The sequence below is a fragment of the Pseudomonas sp. Ag1 genome, from assembly GCF_000278565.1.
GTDB lineage: Bacteria > Pseudomonadota > Gammaproteobacteria > Pseudomonadales > Pseudomonadaceae > Aquipseudomonas.
The window spans coordinates 258,193-280,233 of sequence record NZ_AKVH01000112.1 but is presented as its reverse complement, the minus strand read 5'-3'; the positions used below and the strand labels follow the sequence as shown (position 1 = coordinate 280,233).

Here is a 22,041-nt window from a genome sequence, read left to right as displayed (position 1 = left end):
AGAATATAGCTCCCTATTGATTCTTTCCAATATATTGTTCGACCTGTTTAAGAGCTTTTACGACCTAATGAGGTTTTCATGGAACTGCGCCACCTGCGTTACTTCATCGCCGTGGCTGAAGAGCTGCATTTTGGCCGCGCCGCGCAGGTGCTGGGGATCTCCCAGCCGCCCCTGAGCCAGCAGATCCAGGCGCTGGAGCAGGAGATAGGTGCGCGGTTGTTTGAGCGTACCAATCGTCGGGTCGAGCTGAGCGAGGCCGGCAGGTTGTTCCTGCAAGAGGCGCGGTTGGTGCTGGCGCAGGTGGATAAAGCGGCGGACGTGGCGCGTCGGGCGCAGCTGGGGGAACTGGGGGAGTTGAAGATTGGCTTCACTTCTTCCGCGCCGTTCAACTCCAGCATCCCACAGGCGATCTTCGCGTTTCGCCAGGCATTCCCGGCGGTGCATTTGAATCTGCAGGAGATGAGCAGCACGGAGGTGGCCGAGTCGCTGGTGGATGAGTCGATTCAGGTGGGGTTGATGCGACCGTTGCCGTTGCCCGATTCCTTGAGCGTCGTGGAACTGATGCGCGAGCCCTTGGTGGCCGTGCTGAACGCCGGGCATCCGCTGGTGGAGGGCAGTGAGCGGGGTTTGCACCTGGCGCAATTGGCCGAAGAGCCGTTTGTGTTTTTCCCGCGGACTTACGGCAGCGGGTTGTATGCCCAATTGATGAGCCTGGCGCGTGATGCCGGCTTCAGCCCGCACTTCGCGCAGGAGGCCGGGGAGGCGATGACCATCATCGGCCTGGTGGCGGCGGGGTTGGGTGTCTCGGTGTTGCCGGCGTCGTATCAGCGGATCCGCATTGATGGCGTGGTGTATCGCACGTTGCTGGATCAGGAGGCGGTGACGGCGGTGTGGCTGGTGCAGCGCAAGGGCCAGCAGACGCCGATGGCCAAGGCGTTTGTCGAGCTGCTGACCCGCAAGGCATTGGTATGACCGACGCATAACCTGTGGCGAGGGAGCTTGCTCCCGCTGGGCTGCGCAGCAGCCCCGAAACCCGACGACTGAGTTTTACCAGGCAACCTTCAATCGCAGGTTTCAGGGGCGCTTCGCGCCCCAACGGGAGCAAGCTCCCTAGCCACAGGGAAGCGGGTGTTTCAGTTCTGCTTCGACGTCCCGGTCTGCTGGAGCAACTGCGCCGTGTCACTCACACCATTGGTGCGCAACGCCGCCAGGATGTCACGGTCCAGCATGCTCACCCAGCGGTTGTAGTTGCGGTGAATCTTGCCGTCCTTGTAGCCCAGGTCGCGGCTGTCGCGGTAGGTGATGGCGTAGCTGGTGGCGGTGTAGCGGATGTCGATTTCAGCGTGGAACTGGTTGCGCACGTTGATCTCGGCCTGCACCAGTTGCGGGCTCAGGCGCTGCACCACCCATTGGCGTTTGTTCAAGGCCGCGATAATGGTCTGCTTCATTTTTTCTTCGTTGACCTGCGGGTTCGCCGGCAAGTCATGCTGGGTGTTGAGCACCGGTTTGTTGGTGCAGCCAGCGGTGGTGAGCAGGGCCAAAGCGACCAGTGTTGCGCGTAGCAGGGAAGACATTCCATTTCTCCAGTCAGTAAAAAAACCTACACCCAGCGGCGGAAAATCAGCGAAGTGTTGACGCCGCCAAAGGCAAAATTGTTGTTCATCACGTAGTCGCTGTGCAGCTCGCGGAACTCACCTTGCAGGTAGTCCAGCTCGCCGCAGCGCGGGTCGACTTCGTCGAGGTTGAAGGTGTGCACGTATTGGTTGCGGTTCATCATCTCGATGCTGAACCACGACTCCAGCGCGCCGCATGCGCCCAGGGTGTGGCCGAGGAAACTCTTCTGCGAGCTGATGGGCATGCGGCTGCCGAACAGGCTGCTGGTGGCCAGGGTTTCGGCGATGTCGCCCTGGTCGGTGGCGGTGCCATGGCCGTTCACATAGCCGATCGCGTCGGGCGCAAGCCCCGCATCTTCCAATGCCAGTTCCATGGCGCGGCGCATGGTGGCCTGTTCCGGGCGGGTGGTGTGCTGGCCGTCGGCGTTGCTGCCGAAGCCGACGATTTCGGCGTGGATATGCGCGCCACGGGCCAGTGCATGTTCCAGTTCTTCGAGTACCAGGATGCCGCCGCCTTCGCCGATCACCAGGCCGTCGCGGCCACTGTCGTAGGGACGCGGGCTGGTTTGTGGTGCATCGTTTTTCAGGCTGGTGGCGTACAGCGCATCGAACACCATGGCTTCGGTAGGGCACAGCTCTTCGGCGCCACCTGCCAACATCAGCGGCAGGCGGCCGAACTTGATGGCTTCATAGGCGTAGCCGATGCCCTGGCTGCCGCTGGTGCACGCGCTGGACGTGGGGATCAGCCGGCCGGTGAGGCCGAAGAAGATGCTGATATTCGCCGCCGTGGTGTGGGGCATCATCCGCACGTAGGAGTTGGCGTTCAGCCCCTCGGCCACCGAGTTCAGCAGCATATTGCCGAAGGCCTTGATCTCGTCGGTGCTGCCGGTGGACGAGCCACAGGCCACGCCCATGCGCCCGTCCTTGATCGACTCGTCGCCCAGCAAGCCGGCATCTTTCAGCGCCTGCTCCGCTGCCCATACCGCTAGCCGGGAAACCCGGCCCATGCTGCGCAGTTGCTTGCGGGTCCAGTGGGCGGGCACCACGAAATCATCGATCGGCCCGGCCAGCCGTGTGTTCAGTTCGGTGAAACGGTCCCACTCATCCATGCGCCGGATGCCGCTGCGGTTGGCGCGGAAGTTGGCGGCGATGGTTGCCCAATCGCTGCCCAGGGACGTAACGCCGGCCATACCGGTGACCACCACGCGTTTCATCAGCACAGGCCTCCATTCACGGCCAGTACTTGGCGGGTGATGTAGCCGGCTTCTGCCGACATCAGGAAGTTCACCGCCCCGGCGACTTCTTCCGGCGTGCCCATGCGCTGGGCCGGGATCATTTTCATCAGCTCTTCCACCGGTACGTTTTCATCGAGCATCGCGGTGTCGATCAGCCCGGGGGCCACGCAGTTGACGGTGATCTTGCGCTTGCCCAGCTCGATGGCCAGGGCCTTGGCGGCGCCGATCAGCCCGGCCTTGGACGCGCTGTAGTTGACCTGGCCGCGGTTGCCGATCAGCCCGGATACCGAGGTGATGCACACGATCCGCCCGGCGGCGCGACGACGAATCATCGGCATCATCACCGGGTGCAGCACGTTGTAGAAACCGTCGAGGTTGGTGCGCATCACCACGTCCCAATCGTCTTCCGACAGCGCTGGAAACGCGCCGTCGCGCGTCAGGCCCGCATTGAGCACCACGCCGTAATACGCGCCATGGGCTTCCACGTCGGCTTCAAGGATCTCCTTGCAGCTGGCGCGGTCCGCCACATCGAATTGCAACACCCGGGCCTTGCGCCCCAGCGCTTCGATTTCGACCTGCACCGCATTCGCCTCGGCACGCCCGCTGCGGCAGTGCAGCACGATGTCGTGCCCGGCCTGGGCCAGGCGCACAGCGATAGCGCGGCCGATGCCACGGCTGGAGCCGGTCACCAATACGGATTCAGTCATGGCGTGGTGTCCTTCGATTCATCTAAATAGTTGGCCGCCTGGGGCGGTCGAAATACGTTCAAGCGTGCACTCGCCTGGATACCGTGACCGGTGAGGTGGCATTCGAACACACCCATGCCGTTGTCGTCTTCCAGGGAGCGCAGGCCGTGGATGGTCAGCTCGGTGCCGGCGGGAAAGTGCTCGACGTTGCACTCAAACTTGCGCGTGCCCAGCAGGAAGCCCAACTCCACGGCTTCACCTTTCTGGCGCGCACGGCAACCGGCGTAGGCCGCGACGCTTTGCGCCATCAACTCAACGCCGACCCACGCAGGCAGGCTGCCGTCGGCGCGGTTGAAAAGACCGCCGGGCTTGACCGTCAGGCGGGTCTGGATCTGTTCTTCATCAAAGCTCAGGACCTGATCGATCAGGATCATGTCACCGGCGTGGGGCAGCAGTTCGGCGAGCGGCCAATCAGTCATGGGGCGTCTCCGATAATCAGGCTGACGTTGTTGCCGCCGAAGGCAAACGAGTTGCTCATCAGGCAGCGTTTTTCCAAGGCGTCGCCGGGCGACGCCCACTTCAGTACGGGCAGGTCGGGGTCCGTCTGGCCATCCCAGACATGCGGCGGCACTACGCCTTCTGCCAGGCTCAGCCAGCAGAACGCCGCTTCCAGCGCGCCGGCGGCGCCCAGGGTGTGGCCGGTCATGGGTTTGGTCGAGGAGCAGGCTACGCCGTCCGGGAACAGGGCCGCGACCGCCAGGCTTTCCATGGCATCGTTATGTTGGGTAGCGGTGCCGTGCAGGTTCAGGTAACCGATTTGTCCGGGCGCCAGTTGTGCGCTGGCCAGGGCCTTGCGCATCGCTTGCAACGCACCCTTGCCGGTAGGCTCGGGGGCGGAAATATGGTGGGCGTCGCAACTGGCACCACTGCCCAGCAGTGCGACCGGCGCCGGGGTTTTGCTCATCAGGAACAACACGGCGGCTTCGCCGATATTGATGCCGTTGCGGTTCAGCGAAAACGGATTGCAGCGCTCTGCCGAAACCGCCTCCAGCGACGAAAAACCATTGAGGGTCAGCTTGCACAGCGTGTCGACACCACCGCAGATCACCGCATCGCACACGCCCAGGTCCAACAGGCGTTGGGCACTCATCAGCGCTCGTGCGCTGGAGGTGCAGGCGGTGGAAATCACGTAGGCCGGGCCGCTCAGTTGCAGCCAGTCGGCGAGGAAATCGGCCGGGGCGCCAAGCGCCTGTTGCTGATAGTCGTAGTCGGCGGGGAACTGGTTTTCCCGCAGATAGTGGGCGATGCCACGGCTGGCTTCATCGATGCCCGAGGTGCTGGTGCCGAGCACGATGCCAATGCGCGACGCGCCGAACGTCTGGATCGCTTGCCGGATCTCGTCGTCAATCTGCAACGCGGCTTCCAGCAGCAACTGGTTATTGCGGCTGCGATGGGATTCCAGCCCGGGCGGTATCGCCGCCAGTTCACCGTGCACAGCGGCCACCGGCAACACACGCTCCGGCACCCAGCCGCTTTCGGCGCGCATGCCGGAGCAGTCGCCGGCAAACAGGCTGCGGCTGACTTCGCGCTTGTCGCGGCCCAGGGCGCAGATCACGCCGAGGGCATTGAGGTAGGCGCTCATCGGGCAGCCCCTAGCGGCGAGATGTGGTAGGTCAGGTGTTGCCCGATCACGTCCACGCGAAACACCAGGGAGGAGTGATAGGTGATCTTCCAGTGGGACGGCAGGGTGCGGATCAGGTCCATTTCCTGGGTCCCGGGGTACAGCCTGGAAACTTCATCCGCCGAGGTCAGGGCGAACAACAGCGCGGCAAACAATTCACGCGCCTGGGGATTGGGCGGCAGCAGACCGTCGGCCTGCCAGGCGCCATTGATCAGCATCTGCCGAGCCTGGGGAATGCCCAGCGGGTCCATCATCGACCAGCGGATCCCGCCGCCTTCGCGCTGCATCACCAGCAACCAGTCCTGGCGTTGGCCATCCTGTTCGCGCTGCACATGCAGTTGCAACGGCAGGCTCAGCACCGGGGTTTTCGACGGCAACGGCGGCTGGCTGGCGCACGCGCCCAGCAGCAACAGGCAGCCGATCAACAGCATTCGGATCATGTTTCAGCGCTCGCCAGAGGTTTGCGGGCGACCACGTTGACCAGGGTTTCTTCGCGCTGGCCGGCCGGTTTTGGCTGGCGCAGGCCCCAGCGCTCAAGCAGGCCGAAGTCGGTGGCGCGGCTCCACCACAGGTACGGGTACGAGACGTTCTGCGGGCCGAACTCAAAGCCCTGCTCGCGAATCATCTCAAGGTACTCCTCGGCGCTTTTCTGCACATGCATCGGGTGACGAAACAGCCAGCGGATTACCCAGGTGTCGATATAGGCCTCGGTGGATTCGGCAAACAGCAGGTAGCCGCCTGGCTTGAGCACCCGATAGAACTCTTTCAGGGCGCGATGCTGTTCCACCAGATGATGGAAGGTCTGGTGACAGAACAGCACGTCGACACTGGCGTCGGCCACGTCGAGGGTCGCGCAGTCGCTGCCGATCAACTCGATGGCGATGCCCTGGCGCGCGGCTTCGGCGCGGCTCAGGTCGAGGCTGTGGGGGTCGGCGTCGAGGCCGATCAGGCGGTCGGGGGCGAACACCTGCTGCAGGTACTGGAACGACTTGCCCTGGCCGCAACCAGCGTCCAGCAGCACCGGGGCAACCGGCAGCGGGTCGCTGAACAAGCTGCGCAGGTCGTTGATGGCCACGCGCAGCACATGGTGCTGCCAGGTGTGGCTGCGCAGGAACCAGAAGCCGAATTTGGTTTCTTCGACGTAGTTTTTACTCAGGTATTGGCTGCTCATCTCATCTTCCTTGTCCCGGACGGGCTGGCCCACGGCGCCAGCATGAAGCTGAACGCCAGCCCCAGGCTCACCGACAGCCCAAAATTACTCACCGCCGGTGTGCTGGAAATAGCCAGCAGGCCGAACGATAGCCAAGTAGTCACGGCCGCCAACAGTGTGCCCAGCAGGCTCACGGCGGCGCCGCCAATTTGTTCACGCATCAGGATCGCGTAGTCGACGCTGATGGCGGTCACCAGCAGCAGGCCGAACAGGCTGAACAACGTCAGCGGCTGCCCCAGCCAACCCAGGCTGGCCAGGCTGCACAGCGCCGCCAGCAACGGCAGGGCGACGATGCGCAAGGCACCGCCGAAGCCGAACGGCAGGATCAGCAACAGTACGATCAACACGCAGGACATCAATTTCAATTCGGCAGCGCTGATTTGCGTCGCGGCAAACACCTGGTTCAAGTCGCCCAGGCGGTCCACCAACTGCACGCCGGGCAGATCCAGGGCCTGCACCCGCAGCAAGGCTGGGTTGTTCAAGCCTTGCAGGCTCACCATCGCCGCCACGCCACCGTCGACATTCCCCAGCCACAGCGTGCGCCACGGCTCGGCCAGCGGGCCAACCAGTGCTGCGTCGATGTCTTCGGTGGGCAAGGCCTGCAACTGGGCCAGCTCGGCTTGCAGCGCGCTGGCGGGCACACCGAGGTCCAGCAATGGCTGCCAGTAGTGCGGCAGCTGTTTCAGGGCCTCGCGCAGTTGCTGTTGCTCCGCCGGCGCGCTGACCAACTGGTTGAGCGCCAGGTAACCCTGGAGCTTGTCCATGTTCACCAACTGATCCAGGCGCTGGCTCAGCGCGGCCTGGCGTTCCAGCAACTGCTGCTGGTTGTCCGCCCGCACGAGGAAGAACTGGCTGGTGGGCTGGAACCCGGTAATCCGCGCAACGGCCTGGGCTTCCTGCAGCAACTGCGGCGGCGCACCGATCCACTGGCGGATATCGTTTTTGCTGTTCAGGTGCCACAGCCCACCGGCGCAAAACACCAACACCAGTATCAACAACACCGGGCTTGGCAGGCGCTTGAGCAGCGACTCGCGCACGCTCAGCAGGAACTCGGCAATGCGCAGCGGCCATTGCGCCGGGCGCAGCTCGACGCCTTTGAGCAAGGCCGGCAACAGGCACACGGCCGACAGGTAAGCGCCCACCAGACCGGCAGCGGAGAACACCGCGATTTGCGTCAGCGCCGGGAACGGCGTCCACGCCAGGGCTAGGTAACCGATGCAACTGGTGGCCAGGCTCAGGCTCAGGCCCGGCAAGGTCAGGCGCAAGGCCGGCCAACTGCGCCAAGGGCTCATGCTCCAGCTCTTGGACAGGTAATGCAGCGGGTAATCCACCGCCACGCCGATCAGGCTCGAGCCCAGCACCAGCGTGATCACATGCATATGCCCGAACAGCGCCACACAGGCCACCGCACCAAACAGCATGCCCACCAGCACCGGCACGAACGCCAGCAACACCCGCCAGCGGCGGAACGCAAGCAGCAGCAATAACAGGATGCCTACCGTCGCGCCGCCGCCGACCCAAGTGATTTCCCGCGTGGCCTGCTGCTGACCATTGGCTGCATACAGCAGGCCGCTGGCGGCGAGCAATTGCGCGCCTTGCTGGTCGGCCTGCTCGCGGCTGGCCTTGAGCAGTTCAGCCACTTGCAGCGGCAGTTTCATGTCGAAGGCATTGCCGGTGGTGCGGGCCCGCAGCAGTACCCAGCTTTTGCCGTCGGCATCGGCGATCAGCGCGCCGCTGCCGATATCCAGCTGCACCGAACCGTGTTGCGGCTGGCTGTTCTGGATGCGCCCGGTGAGGCCCAGCCAATCGTCCTGGCTGGGCACCAGGCTGAAGCCGGTGAACGGGTCGAACAGCGCCTGAACCCGCTGCTGAATAAACGCCTGGGGCTCGTCGATCAGTTGCTCGCGATCCTTGGCCGAGAGCATCGCCAGCCGGCCTTGCAGCAACTGCTGACGCAGGGCCGGCAGGTCGGCTTGGAGGTTCCACTGGACCTTTTCAAACAGGCCGCTGGCTTGCCAGGCTTCGCCCAATTGCGTCGCCATGGCCACGGCTTTTTGCCGGTCGGCATGCCCCACCAGCACCAGCATTTCGCGGTTCAGCGGTTCCTGCATGCGCTGTTCGGCGCGCAGCTCCAGCGCATCCGGCGCGGTGCCGGGCACCAGTTCCATCAGGTTCGCCGACAGCGGTGCGCCATGGCGCCATTGCCAACCCGCCAGGGCCAACACGGCCACCAGCAGGATCAGGAACAGGCGCGGCAACCAGCGTTCACTCGGCAAAGTCGTGTTGCTCCGCGTCGCTCAAGGGCTGGCTGCTGGTGCTGTCCTGCATGCGCAGTACGGTGCTGTCGCCCTGGGTTTCCAGCAGCTCGATCTTCTGCACCAGTTCGCCGCCGTCGATATTGATTTGGGTGAACACCTGCTTGAGCAGCAGCGAGCGCGGGATCAACGTGAGTTTCCACTGCTGGGCTTCGCCTTGCAGTTGCAGCTCGAAGTCACGCTGCAAGCCGCTGCTGTCGCCCTGCAACACCGCGAGGAACAAACGGTTCTGCTCGGCGCCGGCGCTCTTGTTCGGCAACAATTGCCAGCCGTTGGCGTCACGCCGGGCGATGCCGTTGGCGCTGATGCGGTAGTCCTGTTGCAGCGGGGTTTTCAGCAGCCACAGCAGGCCGTGATCCTTAGCCAGGACAAACGTGCCCTTGCTGGTCAGCGGCTGCGGCAGCGCGCGCAGGTGTTTTTCCTGGATGAAGTTGCCGTGGATCACCGACGGTTTTGCCAGCTGATCGCTGAGTTGCTGCAGGTCGAAAGCATGGGCCAGGCCTGGAATGCCCAACAACAGAATGAAGGCGATTCCTGTGGGAGCGGCGGTGCGACGATTCGACTTGCTCGCGAAGAACCTGAGGGCGCCACGGGGTGTCAGGCGGCCTGCGTTATCGTTGACGATTTTCGCGAGCAAGTCGAATCGTCGCACCGCCGCTCCCACAGGGAATCTCATTTCAAGGCTCTCTCTATGGCGTCAGTGAATATTTTTGGCGACGCCAACTGCATTTCGCGGCTGGCAATTTCCACCGCCACTTGCACGGTGCTGGCGCGGGTCAGGCGTTCACCGGTGGCCTTGTCGCTGATCAGGTAATTGACCTTCAAGCGGTTCTCCCACTCCACCAGGCTGGCGCGCACGTTGATGGACTGGCCGAAGGTCGCTCCGCGCACATAGCGCAGCTGCATGTCGATCACCGGCCAGGCGTAGCCCGCTTCCAGCATCGCTGTGTAGTTGTGGCCGAGCTTGTCCAGCAAGGCGCAGCGGGCGACTTCCAGGTACTTTACGTAGTGCCCGTGCCACACCACGTTCATGGTGTCGATGTCGAAAAACGGCACGAGGATTTCAGTGTCGCAGTGCAACACGCCGGGGCTACGCATGCAGCCTCCAGTGTTGCTCGGCGATACGCTTGAGGCACAGGCGCAGTTCGCCTTCCAGGGCGCGGTCTTCGATGACCGGCGGGAAGTCCTTGGCCAGTTCGTCGTGCATGGCGGCCAGCGCCGGCGGCAGCGGGCGTGCGTCTTCAGCCTGGGCCCGTAGCCATACGCCCTGGTTGGCGGCGAGCAAGGTGGCGGCGGCGACTTGTTCGGTCAGTTCCAGCACACGAATCGCATCGCGGGCGGCGATGGTGCCCATGCTCACTTTGTCCTGGTTGTGGCACTCGGTGGAGCGCGAGAACACGCTGGCCGGCATGGTGTTTTTCAGCGCTTCGGCGGTCCAGGCGCTGGTGCCGATCTGCACAGCCTTGAAGCCGTGGTTGATCATCGCCCGCTCGGCTGGCGCACCGGACAAATTGCTCGGCAAGCCGTGGTTGTAACGCACGTCCACCAGCAGCGCGAGCTGGCGGTCCAGCAGGTCGGCGACGTTGGCCACCAGGGTCTTGAGGCTGTCCATGGCGAAGGCGATGTGGCCGCCGTAGAAGTGGCCGCCGTGCAGCACGCGTTCTTCTTCGGCGTCGATGATCGGGTTGTCGTTGGCGCTGTTGAGTTCGATCTCGATGAACGAGCGCAACCAGTTCAGGCTGTCGGCCAGCACGCCCAGGACGTGGGGCGCGCAGCGCAGGGAGTAACGGTCTTGCAGGCGATGCAGCGGCGCGGTCGGCGCGTCAATCGCCAGATCCTTGCGCAGCCAGGCGGCGACTTGCATCTGCCCCGGGTGCGGCTTGGCGGCGAACAGGCGCTCGTCGAAATGCTCCGGGTTGCCTTGCAGCGCCACCACGTTCAGCGCGGTGATGCGCGTGGCCAGTTGCAGCAGGTAGTCGGCGCGGGCGAAGGCCAGGCAGGCGAGGCCGGTCATCACGGCGGTGCCGTTCATCAGTGCCAGGGCCTCTTTCGGGCGCAGTACCAGCGGGTCCCAGCCCAGCTCGCGGTGCACCTCCGCCGCCTGGCGGCGTTCGCCACGGAACATCACTTCGCGCTCACCAGACAAGGTTGCGGCCACGTAGGACAGCGGCGTCAAGTCACCGCTGGCGCCTACCGAGCCTTCTTCCGGAATCAGCGGCAGCACGTCGAATTCCAGGAACGCGTGCAGGCGCTCCAGCAACTCCACGCGCACGCCCGACACGCCATGGCACAGCGACTGCAACCGCGCCGCCAGCACCGCGCGGGTGGCTTGCGCATCCAGCAACTTGCCCAGGCCGCAGCCGTGGAACGTGTAGAGGTGGCGGGGCAGTGCTTCGACGTGCTCCAGCGGCACCGCCACCACGCACGAGTCGCCGTAGCCGGTGGTCACGCCGTAGATCACGCCTTCCTTGTCCAGCAACGAATCCAGGAACTGCGCGCCCTTGGCGATGCGCTGGCGGTACTTGGCATCGGCTTGCAGTTGAGTCGGCGCCTGACGGTTGGCCAGGGCCAGCACGTCTTCGATGCGCAGGGGAATTTCGCCGAAGGTTACCGGCTCAAGATGCGTCGTCATCGGTCTTCCAGAAAGGGTAAAAGTTGAACCATTGTTGGGGCGCTTCCAGGCAGAACTGGCCCAGGCGCTCGGCGTAGCGGGCGGTCCATTGTGCGATCACCTGCTGGCGGTCGCTGCGTTTCCATTCGATCAACTGGGCGAACGGCTCGATGATCAGGCGATAACGGCCTTGATGCTTCAAGCACATCAGCAGGTTGACCGGGCATTTCAGCAAACCGGCCAACAGCCACGGGCCTTGGGGGAAGGCGGCGTCATGGCCGAGGAAATCCACGCGCACCGTACGCCCGCCATGCAGCGGTACGCGGTCGCCGGCAATCGCCAGCCACTCGCCGTCGTCGAGGCGCTGGCTGAGCAGCATCATCACCGCCGGGTCAAGTTCGCTGACCTGGATCAGGCGCAGATTGGTCGCCCCGGCTTCGCCCAGAATCCGGTTGAAACGTTCAGCGTGCTTGGTGTGCACCAGCACGTTCATGGTGACCTTTTCGCCAAGCTCGGCGAGGGCGCGGCACACCTCAAGATTGCCCAGGTGCGCGCCCACCAGCATCTGCCCGCGTTCGCTGCGCAGCTGGCCGCGCAGTTGGGCCGGGTCGATGATTTCGATCTGCTCCAGGCGCAACTTGCCGTTCCATACGTCGAGCTTGTCCAGCAGGGCGTCGGCGAACGCCATGAACTGGCCGAAGACGCTTCTGTGGGTAGGGCGCAGGTCGTCGCGCCGGCTCCAGTCGGCCAGGCGCTGCTGGTATTGCCAGGCGCTTTGGCGGGCCGTGCGGCCGAACAGAAAGAAGTAGAAAACGATGCCGTAGAGCAGCGGGCTCAGCAGCCGGCGCCCGAGGACCTTGGCGGCGAAGGCGGTGAATTTCATCAGCCAGAAGCTGCCGCGCTCCTCGCGGTCGGCCCAGTGCTTGGTGTCCTGGCTCATGCCTGCCACCGGCGCCAGAGGATCATCGGCGCGCGCACCAACATGCCGAAGAACAGCCGGGTGTGCATCGAGGAAATCAGCGCGTTGTCGTGGAACAGGCGAAAGTGCGACAGGCCGTCGGCGGGGTAGTGCACCTTGGTCGGCAGCCAGCGCATCGGCTGGTTGCGCCAGGCCAGGCGCACCAGGATGTCGGAGTCGAAATCCATGCGTTTGCCGATGCTGGCCGAGTCCATCAAGGCCAGGGTCGGTGGCAGTGGGTACACGCGAAAGCCGCACATGGAGTCGCGGATCTGCAGCGACAAGGTGTTGATCCACACCCAAACGTGGGTCAGGTAGCGCGCGTAAAGGCGGCCCTTGGGCACGCTGTCGTCGTATTCCGGGTAGCCGCAGATCACCGCATTCGGGTGGGCGCGGGAGGCGTCGAGGAAGGTACCGACTTCCCGCAGGTCGTGCTGGCCGTCGGCGTCCACTTGCAGGGCGTGGGTGAAACCCAGGCGTGCGGCTTCGCGAAAGCCGGCCATGACGGCGGCGCCTTTGCCCTGGTTGGCGGGCAGGGTCAGCAGGGACACGTTGTCGAGGGTTGCCAGTTGCGCCAGCACGGCGGCGCAGGCGGCGCTGCTGCCGTCGTCTACCAGCAGGCATGGCAGGCCTCTGGACAGCACGGTGCGCACCACGGCGGGCACGGCGGCCTCGTGGTTGTAGACCGGGATCAAGGCGCAGGGGTTATGCATAACAGGTACCCCATTGGCAGAAGCGCTGTGCGTGGCGAGGGAGCTTGCTCCCGCTGGGCTGCGAAGCAGCCCCAACACAGGCGACCGAGACCTGCCTGATAAACCACAGTGCCTGGGTTGGGAGTGCTGCGCACTCCAGCGGGAGCAAGCTCCCTCGCCACAAAAGCTTAATCACTGACCCTCCCCAGCACGATCCGCCCACTGGAGCAGGCGGCCGCCTCATTGCGGTAGGCGAAGTACAACTTGCCGCGCTCCTGGTCGAACCGCAGGTGCAGTTCGATCCGGTCATCCGGGCGCACCAGCTGCTGGAACTTCAGCACTTCCATCCCGGCGAACTGCCCCGGCAGGTTGAGCAGTTGCTGGCCCAGGCTCAGCGCCCAATCCACTTGCACCACACCCGGTAGCACCGGGGTTTGCGGGAAGTGGCCGCTGAAGTAGGCGAGGTCCGGCGGGATCGCCAGTTGCAGGGTCCATTCACCGTTGGCTTCGACTTGTTCCAGTACTTCCGGGGCTTTCGGGCGCGGTGCCAGCAGCAGGGCTTCGACGTCGGCCTGGGGCAGCTTGCCTTGGGTGTTCAGCGGCAATTGGCGCAACAGGCGCCAGCGGCGGGGCAGGGCCAGGGCTTCGCAGTGTTGGCTCAAGTGCTGGCGCAGGGTTTGGGTGACGGTGCGTCGGCCCTGGTTACGCAGGGCATGCAAGCCGTCTGCGCTGAGCACCACGAGGGCGCCGAGTGAGGCGCGGTTTTCCTGCACCACGCCCAGGCGCGTTTCAGCGACCCAGGCATGGTCCATCAGCGCTTGTTCGAGCATCGGCAGGGAGATGCGTTTTTCTTCCAGCTTGACGATGCGGTCCAGGCGGCCGAGCAATTCGAAGCGGCCGTCGGCGTGGATGGTGGCGGCGTCGGCGGTCTGTTCGACATGGCCGGCGGGCAAGTATGGCGAGGCGATGCGCAAGGCGCCGTCGGCGTCCTGGCTCAGCTGCACGTCGACAAACGGCTGCCACGGTTGTTCGCCCTGGCGCCAGGCGATGCCGCCGGTTTCCGAGCTGCCGAGGATTTCCGTCGGCCATTGCTGCAAACGCTGATGCAGGCTGCCGGCGGCCTCAAGGGGCAAGGCGCCGCCGGAGGAAAACACCCGTTTGACCGGTGTAAGCGCTGGCCAGTCGAGGTTGTCACCCATGCGCTTGAGGAGCGCCGGGCTGGCGACCCAGGCAAATTGCGCATGCTCGCGGCTGGCGCGCTGCAAGTCCTCGGGAAATGCCAACTGTTGGCGCACAAAGGTGCGCCCGGCACACAACGGCCACAGCACCCGAAACAGCAAGCCATAGATATGCTGGGTGGCGACGCTGCCGATGATGCACGCCTCGCCCAGGTCGGCGCCCCACAAGGTTTCCAGCGCCTGGACTTCATTGGCCATCTGCCGCAGGGTTTTGTCGATGCGCTTGGGTTCGCCGCTGGAGCCGGAGGTGCACAGGCTCAGGCAGCAGGCATCCAGGTCCAGGGCTGCGGCGCTTGATGGCGCTTGATACAGCGCGTCCAAGTCGCTGGCCTCGGTCAACCAGGCGTCGACGGCATCGTCCCAGCGTTGGCGCGTTTGTGGTTGCAGGTCGGCAGGCAACAACACGCTGACGCCTGCTCGCCACGCACCCAGCAGGGCGATCGCCAGCAAGCCGGCATCTTCCAGGTACACCGCCAGGCGCTGGATGCCCCGGGCTTGCAACCCGGCGGCTAGGCTCAGGGACTTCTCCCACAGGTGTGGGTGATCCAGGGCAGGTTCGGTGGTCACCAAACGCTGCTCCACAGGCTCAAGCAGCAAGTGCTCAAGATTCAACCAATTCATACGCGGCCTCGAACCCTTTGTCGTACCAGCCATTCCACGGCAAACAACAGCCCCATCAGCCCGTAGGCGATCATGCCGTTGTACAACGTCCACCAGCTCAGCGGCGCCCACAGGGTGAGGGCGGCGGCGAGCAGGCCGTTACACAGGAAAAATACACTCCACACCACGGTGACCTGGCGGGTATACACAATCGCTTCTTCGGGCAGTTGCGGCTCGCTCATGCGCGCCAGGCGCTCGACCATCGGCGGCCCGTATTTCAGGCTCAGGCCGAACAGTGCCAGCATGAAGGCGCTGACCAGGCTCGGGTACCAGCGCAGCATCTGCGGGTTGTCGAACCAGGCGAGCAGCAGGCAAAAGACAATGATCGCCGCCGCCATCCAGCGGCTGCCCGGGCGCCGGGCGCCGGTCAGGGCGCGCAACAGCCACAGGCTGCCCAGCAGCAGGCCAAATTGCCACGGGGCAAAATGCTCAGTGCCGTAATACACCGCAAAAGGGTACAGCAGCCCCGCCAGCAACAGGCCAAGGCCGATCAGCCGGCTCATGCGGCCGGTTGAACCAGACGGTAGACCGCCTCGACCACGTCATTCACGGTACGCACGGCCTTGAACTCTTCGGCGGCGATTTTCTTGCCGGTCTGGCGCTTGATGTGGTCGATCAGGTCCACTGCATCAATGCTGTCGATTTCCAGGTCCTGGTACAGGTTGGCGTCGAGCGTGACGCGTTCCGGTTCCAGTTCAAACAGTTCCACCAGGGCGTCGCGCAAGGTGTTGAAAATATCGTCACGAGTTTGCATGGTACGGTCTCAAGCTGCCTGTCGGGCCGTGACGAACGCCGCGAGGCTGGCCACGTTGGTGAAGTGATTACGGGTGTCCTTGGCGTCGGCATCGATCTTGATGCCGTACTTTTTCTGGATCGCCAGGCCCAATTCCAGGGCGTCGACTGAATCCAGGCCAAGGCCTTCGCCGAACAGGGTTTGCTCGTTGCCGATGTCGCTCTCGCTGATGTCTTCCAGGCCCAGGGCCTCGATGATCAGCGTTTTTATGTCGTGCTCAAGGCGGTGTTGGTCGCTCATCTTCGGCGAGCTCCTTAATAAAATACTGGTGCAGGTAATCGTTGAGCTTGCGTGATGCCTGGGGCGCGGGCCCTTGTGCGGCAAACGCCTGTGGTTCTATATCGGCACCCACGCGCAAACTGAAGTGAAAGCGGCGATTCGGGATGCGATACCAGGGTTCGGCCTTGGTCAGGGTGGTGGGGCTGACCTTGATCACTACCGGAGTGATGATGCTCGCACCGCGCAGGGCAATGGCGGCGGCGCCGCGATGAAAGGTCGGTGCCTGGCCCGGTGAGGTGCGGGTGCCTTCCGGGAAAATGATCAGGGTCTGGCCGTCCCGCAGGGCATCGGCGGCGGCGTCGAGCATGTCGGCGCTGCCGTCGTTGCTGATGTAACCGGCGTCGCGCACCGGCCCACGGGTGAACGGGTTCTGCCACAGGCTCTGCTTGACCACGCAGTTGGTCTGGCGCATCTGGGCGATCAGGAACACCACGTCCACCAGCGATGGGTGGTTGGCAATGATCATCTGGCCCGGGCGGCCGAGCTTTTCCGCGCCTTCGACGCTGTAGGTCAGGATGCCCAGGCGCATCATCATGCGGATAAACAACCAGAACAGGCAGCTGATGGTGTGGCGGGCGCGTCGCTGATGCTGTTTGGCATCACCCGGCAGGCAACTGAGCAGCGGAAACACCAGGACACGCAGGCACAGGCCGCCGAGGCCAAACAGGGCGAAGGCGGTGGCAGTGGCGAACAGGCGCCAGTAGTAGGCCTTCCGGGGCTTTTCGGTCAGGACTTGCGTTGCCAGTTCCATACTCGGTTCTTCCAGGCATGTTGGCAGGCGCCCTCTTCGTTCAGCAGGGTGCGCAGCAGGTTCAGGGCGTGGGGCCACTGGGCTTTGGTGGTGGGTTGGACAGCGGCTGTATTCAGTTCCAGCTGCCACTCGTCGCCCGGTGTCAGCAGCAGGCCGAGGGCGTAGGGGAAGGGCACGTCCTCGATCCAGCGCGCATAGGCTTCGGGGGGCTGTTCCTCGGTAATGATCAGCAATACAGCCGGTGCGCCTTCATTGAGCAGGGCAGCGGCTTCGAGCATGCCGTGCTCCAGGCCATCGCCGGCGGCGGCGAGGGCGGTCATTTCACTGGTTTCATTGCGCAGGATCGACCACAGGCCAATCACCGCGTTATGCACCGACAGGCTGAACTGGGTCGGCGACAGGGGCTCGTCGTTGGCCAGGTCGCTGAGAATATCGAGGGTGCGTGGGGTTTCGCCGTGACGGGAAACAAACACCAATGGCAACTGTTGCAAGCCTTCGGCCAGGGGCCAGCCCACACTGAAGGCCATGCGCGCCAGGCGGCTCAGGCGCCGGCGCTGCATGGCCGGCAGGAAGGACACGTCGGGTGCCGCGTCGCTGCGGGCGAGCAACATCGGCTGCCGGCACCAGGTACGCCAGTCGTCCGCGCTTTCGAGCCCGGGAGCCCAGGCGCGCCATTGGGCGATGTTGAAATTGATCACTGAGAAGTTATCCCGCCCCTGCGGGCTTCCTTGTGCGGCCATTGGCCCCGAATACCGGGACAGGGTGCAATCGCCGAATGGCGCGCATTATCCCGGTGCTGCGGGGTTCTAGCAAACTTTGGTAAAGAATTGTTCACGGATGATTACAAATTCGCTGGAAAGAATTACCGATTGTCCATCATGCAGGTAGGGCAGCAGGTGTCAGGCAATTCCTGCTTTGTCGGACAGACGGGAAATTGTTATGCGAGATAGAGCCTCTGATGCTGTAGTACAGGAACAAACGAGGTAGCTAACGGGCGCTTTTGCCCTCTACACTCGGGTCATTCATTGATACACGGAGGTTTTTCCATGCGGCGCGTGGTGTTCAACCAAAAAGGCGGTGTTGGCAAGTCCAGCATTGCCTGCAACCTGGCGGCGGTCAGCGCCAGCGAAGGCTATCGAACCCTGTTGGTGGACCTCGATGCCCAGGCTAACTCTACCCAGTACCTCACCGGGCTGACCGGCGACGATATCCCCATGGGAATCGCCGACTTCTTCAAGCAAACCCTGTCTTCCGGGCCGTTTTCGAAGAAGAACCAGGTGGATATCTACGAAACCCCGTTCGACAACCTGCACGTCATCACCGCCACCGCGGAACTGGCAGACCTGCAGCCCAAGCTCGAGGCCAAGCACAAGATCAATAAGCTGCGAAAGCTGCTGGATGAATTGAGCGAGGACTACGACCGGATCTACCTGGATACGCCGCCGGCGTTGAACTTTTATGCCGTTTCAGCGCTGATTGCCGCTGATCGCGTGCTGATCCCCTTCGATTGCGACAGCTTCTCCCGCCAGGCGCTGTATGGCCTGTTGGCCGAGATCGAAGAATTGAAGGAAGACCACAACGAAGGGCTGGAAGTGGAAGGCATCGTGGTCAACCAGTTCCAGGCCCGGGCGAGCCTGCCGCAGCAGATGCTGGATGAATTGATTGCCGAAGGGTTGCCGGTACTGCCGGTGTACCTGACCAGTTCGGTGCGCATGCGTGAATCGCACCAGGCGAACATGCCGCTGATCCACCTGGACCCACGGCACAAGCTGACACAGCAGTTTGTGGAATTGCATAACTTGCTGGAAAACGCGTGATTTAGCAGGCAACACATCACCCATGTGGGAGCGGGCTTGCTCGCGAATGCGGTGGATCAGTCGAATTCTCTATTGACTGACTCACCGCATTCGCGAGCAAGCCCGCTCCCACATTTGGTCTTTGTTCCTACAGGGAAATCGTCGTCTTGCGCCGTTGCCTACAGTTACGCCAGAATCCGCCGGCTTGTGCGTCTCTAAGGTTGCTCGGTCGCTGAATTCTCAGTGATCGGGTTTAGTAGCCCGAGTGTTTGTCGTTAAGTGCATAAGCTTCATCTTTCAGGCGCTGAGTCTGTGCTTGATGGTAGCTGTGCGTAGGGCGTCTTCGGGCGCGCCGGCTTCGACATTTCCCGGTCTACTAACCTGCGTACAGCTGCCACCCTAATTCGTTTAGTAGCGATCAGATGGCGGCTCCAATCAGGAATGTCGACCATGTTTAAAGCTACTCCAAATCCCCCGTCGTACCTTTTTACAGTCAGCCCCGGCCAAGCCACCGAAACCCTGATCCTCAATACCTACGAAACCTTCTCCTCAGTCACCACCCTCTTGCTCGACCTTTCCGACGACCTCACCGGCAAGCAGCGCGATGTCGCGTTGGCCATTCATCAGTTGAGCGAATTGGGCGTATTGCTGATGGGGCAGGTGATGGACCGGGGCGTCCCGCTACCTCAAACGCCCTGACTGCGCAGCCAGCTCATCAACTGCGGTAACGGAAACGCACCGCTCTGACGCGCCACTTCCCGGCCATTCTTGAACAGGATCAGGCTGGGAATCGAGCGAATCCCCAACTGAGCGGATAACTGCTGATTGGCCTCGCTATCGAGCTTGGCCAATCGGCACTTCCCGGCCAACTGCCCGGCGGCCTGCTCAAACACCGGTGCAAACGACTTGCACGGCCCGCACCATTCGGCCCACACGTCCACCAGCAACGGCAGGTCGCCCTTGATCTGGCTGGCGTAATCGCCCTGTTTCAGCTCAAAGGGTTTGCTCAGCAGCACCGGTTGCTTGCAGCGCCCGCATTTAGGCGCATCGCCCAGGCGTTCATTGGGGATGCGGTTAAGACCGTTGCAGTGGGGGCAGGGAATTACTAGAGAGTCGGACATGCTGGGCTCCGTGAAAGTGGCCAATGGGTTCTATTTGGAGCCGGGAAGGGTGTTTATCAAGGTTCGACGCCAGTGACGTACGCGTTCACATTTTTGGTGGTGACTTCTATCGCGGCGTATCTAGGCTGTTGAAGGGTGCTTGGAATTGCGCCACTGGTCCGCCAAGGAATATCGCAGATTGCGATATTTTTTCGGCAAGACTAACCTTCATAGCAAGATGCGATAAGGATGTTGCATGCGAGTGATCAGCGAAAAAAGGATATGGGAAGCGAAAGAAAGATGGCCGCATTCAGCCACGGCACTGGATGAGTGGTATCGCAGAATGAAACCCAACAGTCCCGCCGACTTTGCGTCGATGAAAGGAATGTTCCCTGCAACAGACAAAGTCGGGCAGTTCCATGTGTTTGACATCGGGGGCAATAAGCTGAGGTTGATTGCCTTCGTGCATTACCAAGTACAACGAATTTATATCAAGTACCTGTTCGATCACCGTGAATATGAGCAAGGTAAATGGAAGGAGAAAATCAGATGAGCGCACTCATCAGGCAGGCTGCCGAACACTGGCAATTTGTTTCGCCATTGCTGCGCAAGCCAAGAAACGAGGCGGACTACGATACCTTGGTCAGCGCCCTCGACGAATTGCTGGACCTGATAGGCGAAGATGAATCCAGCCCGCTCATGAGCCTGGTGGATATCCTCAGTGACTGGATCGAGGCCTACGATCTCGAGCACCGGCCGATGCCCGTTGCCAGTGGCGTTGAAGTGCTACGTTCAATGATGCGAGAGCATGGCTTGACCCAAAGTGATCTCCCGGGCGTTGGTGCGCAGTCGGTTGTCTCTGAAGTACTTAGTGGCAAACGCCAACTCAACCTGCGGCAGATTCGTTGGCTGGCGGAGCGCTTTGGGGTTTCAGTGGAGACCTTTATCTAGGTCGCGCTATGAAGAACAACTAATCTCCAAATGCTTCCCCCAATCCGGCGGCCGCTGGGCGTATTGTTCCATCCCCGGCTGCTCTTCAAACGGTTTGGTCAGCACTTCATGCAGCCGGCGCACTTCGCTGTAATCCCCAAGCTCCGCCGCCTGGATGGCGTTCTGCGCCAAATAGTTGCGCAGGATATAAAGCGGATTCACCCCATGCATCCGCTCACGTCGCTGTTCTTCTGTACCGCTGGCGTCGCGCTCCACGCGCGCCTTGTACAGATCCGCCCACCCATCAAACCCCTTGAGGTCGACAAAGTCGTCGCGCAACCGCGCCACGGCCAATGCGGCGGATTCATCCCCCAGCCGGCGGAAGAACAGGGTGTAGTCGACGCCGCTGTTCTGCATCAGTTGCAGCAGGCGCTCCACCAGTTTCTGATCGTCATCTTCGGCGGTGGTGAGGCCCAGTCGGCGGCGCATCAGGTCCAGGTAGTGGGCCTGGAACAACGGCAGATACAGCCCCAGCGTTTCCCGCAGCGCCTCGACGCTGATAAACGGCGTCAACGCCTGGGCCAGTGCGCTCAGGTTCCACTGCCCGATCGGCACCTGGTTGCTGAAGGAATAACGCCCTTCATGGTCGGAGTGGTTGCAGACGAACTGCGCGTCGAAATCGTCCAAAAATGCAAACGGCCCGAAGTCGAAGGTGATGCCGAGGATCGACATGTTGTCGGTGTTCATCACTCCATGGCAGAACCCATAGGCCTGCCACTTGGCGATCAACTCGGCATTACGCTCGACGATTTCGCGGAACATCGCCAGGTACGGCTCGGGCTGTTCCATGCATTCCGGGAAGTGCAGGGACAGCACGTGCTCCGCCAATTGCTTCTGCAATTCAGGCTTCTTGGTGTAGTAGAAATATTCGAAATGCCCAAAGCGCACGTGGCTGTGGGCCAGGCGCAGCACCATGGCGGCGCGCTCCTGTTTCTCGCGCCACACCGGCGTGGTGGAACCGATCACACACAGCGCACGACTGCTGGGAATGCCCAGCGCATGCAGTGCTTCCGACGCCAGAAACTCCCGGATCGACGAGCGCAACACCGCACGACCATCGCCCATGCGCGAGTACGGGGTTTGCCCGGCACCCTTGAGGTGCAGGTCCCAATGCTCGCCGGCCTGGTTGTACACCTCGCCCAGCAACAATCCGCGGCCATCCCCCAGTTGCGGGTTGTACGAGCCAAACTGATGCCCGGAATAGATCATCGCCCGCGGCTCGGCCTCGGCCCACAGCTTGTGCCCGCCGAACAGCTCGGCAAATACCGGCGTTTCGGCCACGGCGGGGTCGAGATCCAGCAGCGCCATGGCTGCCTCGCTCGCCACCACTAAACGCGGTTCGTCGATGGGCTCGGGCAGCACATGGGTTGAGAAGCCGTCGCCCAGGCGGGCGAAGCGGTTGTCGAAGGTCAGTTCGTCGAGGGCTTTCAACG

26 protein-coding genes are annotated in these 22,041 nt (G+C 62.8%); 5 read left to right on the top strand and 21 right to left on the bottom strand.

The features are described from left to right. Nucleotides 1–78 precede the first annotated feature (78 nt). A complete protein-coding gene (locus A462_RS02050; RefSeq protein ID WP_003209358.1) occupies nt 79–972 on the top strand; it encodes a LysR family transcriptional regulator in 894 nt (297 codons plus the stop codon). A 161-nt stretch (nt 973–1,133) separates the two neighbouring features. Here A462_RS02050 and A462_RS02055 read toward each other — a convergent pair whose 3' ends face one another. The 19 genes from A462_RS02055 to A462_RS02145 all read right to left on the bottom strand — a co-directional run bounded on the left by A462_RS02055 (nt 1,134) and on the right by A462_RS02145 (nt 17,420). After that, nucleotides 1,134–1,574, bottom strand: coding sequence for a hypothetical protein (locus A462_RS02055; RefSeq protein ID WP_003209360.1), 441 nt, complete (start codon nt 1,572–1,574; stop codon nt 1,134–1,136). Nucleotides 1,575–1,600: 26 nt separating this feature from the next. Next, the gene (locus A462_RS02060) at nt 1,601–2,827 is read right to left on the bottom strand and encodes a beta-ketoacyl-ACP synthase (RefSeq protein WP_008439241.1); all 1,227 of its coding nucleotides are present in this window, start codon (nt 2,825–2,827) and stop codon (nt 1,601–1,603) included. After that, nucleotides 2,827–3,555 (bottom strand): 3-oxoacyl-ACP reductase FabG, encoded by a 729-nt coding sequence (gene fabG / locus A462_RS02065; RefSeq protein WP_008439240.1) that lies wholly within the window; start codon nt 3,553–3,555, stop codon nt 2,827–2,829. Before fabG ends, A462_RS02060 begins: the two co-directional genes overlap by 1 nt. Beyond that, complete coding sequence (locus A462_RS02070; protein ID WP_008439239.1) at nt 3,552–4,013, bottom strand: hotdog family protein; 462 nt, start codon at nt 4,011–4,013, stop codon at nt 3,552–3,554. Before A462_RS02070 ends, fabG begins: the two co-directional genes overlap by 4 nt. Continuing rightward, the gene (locus A462_RS02075; protein ID WP_008439238.1) at nt 4,010–5,176 is read right to left on the bottom strand and encodes a beta-ketoacyl-[acyl-carrier-protein] synthase family protein; all 1,167 of its coding nucleotides are present in this window, start codon (nt 5,174–5,176) and stop codon (nt 4,010–4,012) included. The genes A462_RS02070 and A462_RS02075 overlap by 4 nt, the downstream gene beginning before the upstream one ends. Continuing rightward, entirely contained in the window at nt 5,173–5,655 is a 483-nt protein-coding gene (locus tag A462_RS02080; RefSeq protein ID WP_032899865.1) for a hypothetical protein, read from the bottom strand. Before A462_RS02080 ends, A462_RS02075 begins: the two co-directional genes overlap by 4 nt. After that, nucleotides 5,652–6,386 (bottom strand): class I SAM-dependent methyltransferase, encoded by a 735-nt coding sequence (locus A462_RS02085; protein WP_008439235.1) that lies wholly within the window; start codon nt 6,384–6,386, stop codon nt 5,652–5,654. The genes A462_RS02080 and A462_RS02085 overlap by 4 nt, the downstream gene beginning before the upstream one ends. Continuing rightward, nucleotides 6,383–8,701 (bottom strand): MMPL family transporter, encoded by a 2,319-nt coding sequence (locus A462_RS02090; protein WP_008439234.1) that lies wholly within the window; start codon nt 8,699–8,701, stop codon nt 6,383–6,385. Before A462_RS02090 ends, A462_RS02085 begins: the two co-directional genes overlap by 4 nt. After that, nucleotides 8,691–9,416, bottom strand: a complete 726-nt coding sequence (locus tag A462_RS02095; protein ID WP_032899863.1) for an outer membrane lipoprotein carrier protein LolA — start codon at nt 9,414–9,416, stop codon at nt 8,691–8,693. The genes A462_RS02090 and A462_RS02095 overlap by 11 nt, the downstream gene beginning before the upstream one ends. Next, nucleotides 9,413–9,838 carry an acyl-CoA thioesterase gene (locus tag A462_RS02100; protein ID WP_008439232.1) on the bottom strand — a complete coding sequence of 142 codons (426 nt, stop codon included), beginning with the start codon at nt 9,836–9,838 and terminating at the stop codon, nt 9,413–9,415. The genes A462_RS02095 and A462_RS02100 overlap by 4 nt, the downstream gene beginning before the upstream one ends. Next, the gene (locus tag A462_RS02105) at nt 9,831–11,372 is read right to left on the bottom strand and encodes an HAL/PAL/TAL family ammonia-lyase (protein WP_008439231.1); all 1,542 of its coding nucleotides are present in this window, start codon (nt 11,370–11,372) and stop codon (nt 9,831–9,833) included. Before A462_RS02105 ends, A462_RS02100 begins: the two co-directional genes overlap by 8 nt. Beyond that, nucleotides 11,356–12,291 carry an LpxL/LpxP family acyltransferase gene (locus A462_RS02110; RefSeq protein WP_008439230.1) on the bottom strand — a complete coding sequence of 312 codons (936 nt, stop codon included), beginning with the start codon at nt 12,289–12,291 and terminating at the stop codon, nt 11,356–11,358. The genes A462_RS02105 and A462_RS02110 overlap by 17 nt, the downstream gene beginning before the upstream one ends. Continuing rightward, complete coding sequence (locus A462_RS02115; protein ID WP_008439215.1) at nt 12,288–13,022, bottom strand: glycosyltransferase family 2 protein; 735 nt, start codon at nt 13,020–13,022, stop codon at nt 12,288–12,290. Before A462_RS02115 ends, A462_RS02110 begins: the two co-directional genes overlap by 4 nt. Before the next feature lie 167 nt (nt 13,023–13,189). After that, nucleotides 13,190–14,860, bottom strand: a complete 1,671-nt coding sequence (locus A462_RS02120; protein ID WP_008439204.1) for an acyl-CoA synthetase family protein — start codon at nt 14,858–14,860, stop codon at nt 13,190–13,192. Continuing rightward, complete coding sequence (locus tag A462_RS02125) at nt 14,857–15,402, bottom strand: membrane protein (RefSeq protein ID WP_008439202.1); 546 nt, start codon at nt 15,400–15,402, stop codon at nt 14,857–14,859. The genes A462_RS02120 and A462_RS02125 overlap by 4 nt, the downstream gene beginning before the upstream one ends. Continuing rightward, a complete protein-coding gene (locus A462_RS02130; protein ID WP_003209389.1) occupies nt 15,399–15,653 on the bottom strand; it encodes an acyl carrier protein in 255 nt (84 codons plus the stop codon). Before A462_RS02130 ends, A462_RS02125 begins: the two co-directional genes overlap by 4 nt. Before the next feature lie 9 nt (nt 15,654–15,662). Then, nucleotides 15,663–15,932, bottom strand: a complete 270-nt coding sequence (locus tag A462_RS02135) for a phosphopantetheine-binding protein (RefSeq protein WP_008439197.1) — start codon at nt 15,930–15,932, stop codon at nt 15,663–15,665. Further along, nucleotides 15,910–16,722, bottom strand: coding sequence for a lysophospholipid acyltransferase family protein (locus tag A462_RS02140; protein WP_008439194.1), 813 nt, complete (start codon nt 16,720–16,722; stop codon nt 15,910–15,912). Before A462_RS02140 ends, A462_RS02135 begins: the two co-directional genes overlap by 23 nt. Next, entirely contained in the window at nt 16,698–17,420 is a 723-nt protein-coding gene (locus A462_RS02145; RefSeq protein WP_008439188.1) for a beta-ketoacyl synthase chain length factor, read from the bottom strand. The genes A462_RS02140 and A462_RS02145 overlap by 25 nt, the downstream gene beginning before the upstream one ends. A 348-nt stretch (nt 17,421–17,768) precedes the next feature. On the opposite strand from A462_RS02145, the gene A462_RS02150 reads away from it, so the two are divergent. Together A462_RS02150 and A462_RS02155 are read left to right on the top strand one after the other, a co-directional pair. Next, nucleotides 17,769–18,539, top strand: coding sequence for a ParA family protein (locus tag A462_RS02150; protein ID WP_003209397.1), 771 nt, complete (start codon nt 17,769–17,771; stop codon nt 18,537–18,539). 429 nt (nt 18,540–18,968) lie between these two features. Beyond that, entirely contained in the window at nt 18,969–19,217 is a 249-nt protein-coding gene (locus tag A462_RS02155) for a DUF6124 family protein (protein ID WP_003209399.1), read from the top strand. Here the strand turns inward: A462_RS02155 and trxC are convergent. Beyond that, complete coding sequence (trxC, locus tag A462_RS02160) at nt 19,205–19,639, bottom strand: thioredoxin TrxC (RefSeq protein WP_003209402.1); 435 nt, start codon at nt 19,637–19,639, stop codon at nt 19,205–19,207. The genes A462_RS02155 and trxC overlap by 13 nt on opposite strands. A 235-nt stretch (nt 19,640–19,874) precedes the next feature. Between trxC and A462_RS02165 the strand changes: the two genes are divergently transcribed. After that, nucleotides 19,875–20,171: a type II toxin-antitoxin system HigB family toxin gene (locus A462_RS02165; RefSeq protein ID WP_008439187.1), complete on the top strand. Its 297-nt coding sequence runs from the start codon at nt 19,875–19,877 to the stop codon at nt 20,169–20,171. After that, entirely contained in the window at nt 20,168–20,569 is a 402-nt protein-coding gene (locus A462_RS02170) for a helix-turn-helix domain-containing protein (protein WP_008439186.1), read from the top strand. Before A462_RS02165 ends, A462_RS02170 begins: the two co-directional genes overlap by 4 nt. A 6-nt stretch (nt 20,570–20,575) precedes the next feature. On the opposite strand, the gene selO is transcribed toward A462_RS02170, so the two are convergent. Beyond that, complete coding sequence (selO, locus tag A462_RS02175; protein WP_008439185.1) at nt 20,576–22,039, bottom strand: protein adenylyltransferase SelO; 1,464 nt, start codon at nt 22,037–22,039, stop codon at nt 20,576–20,578. Between the last annotated feature and the right edge of the window lie 2 nt (nt 22,040–22,041).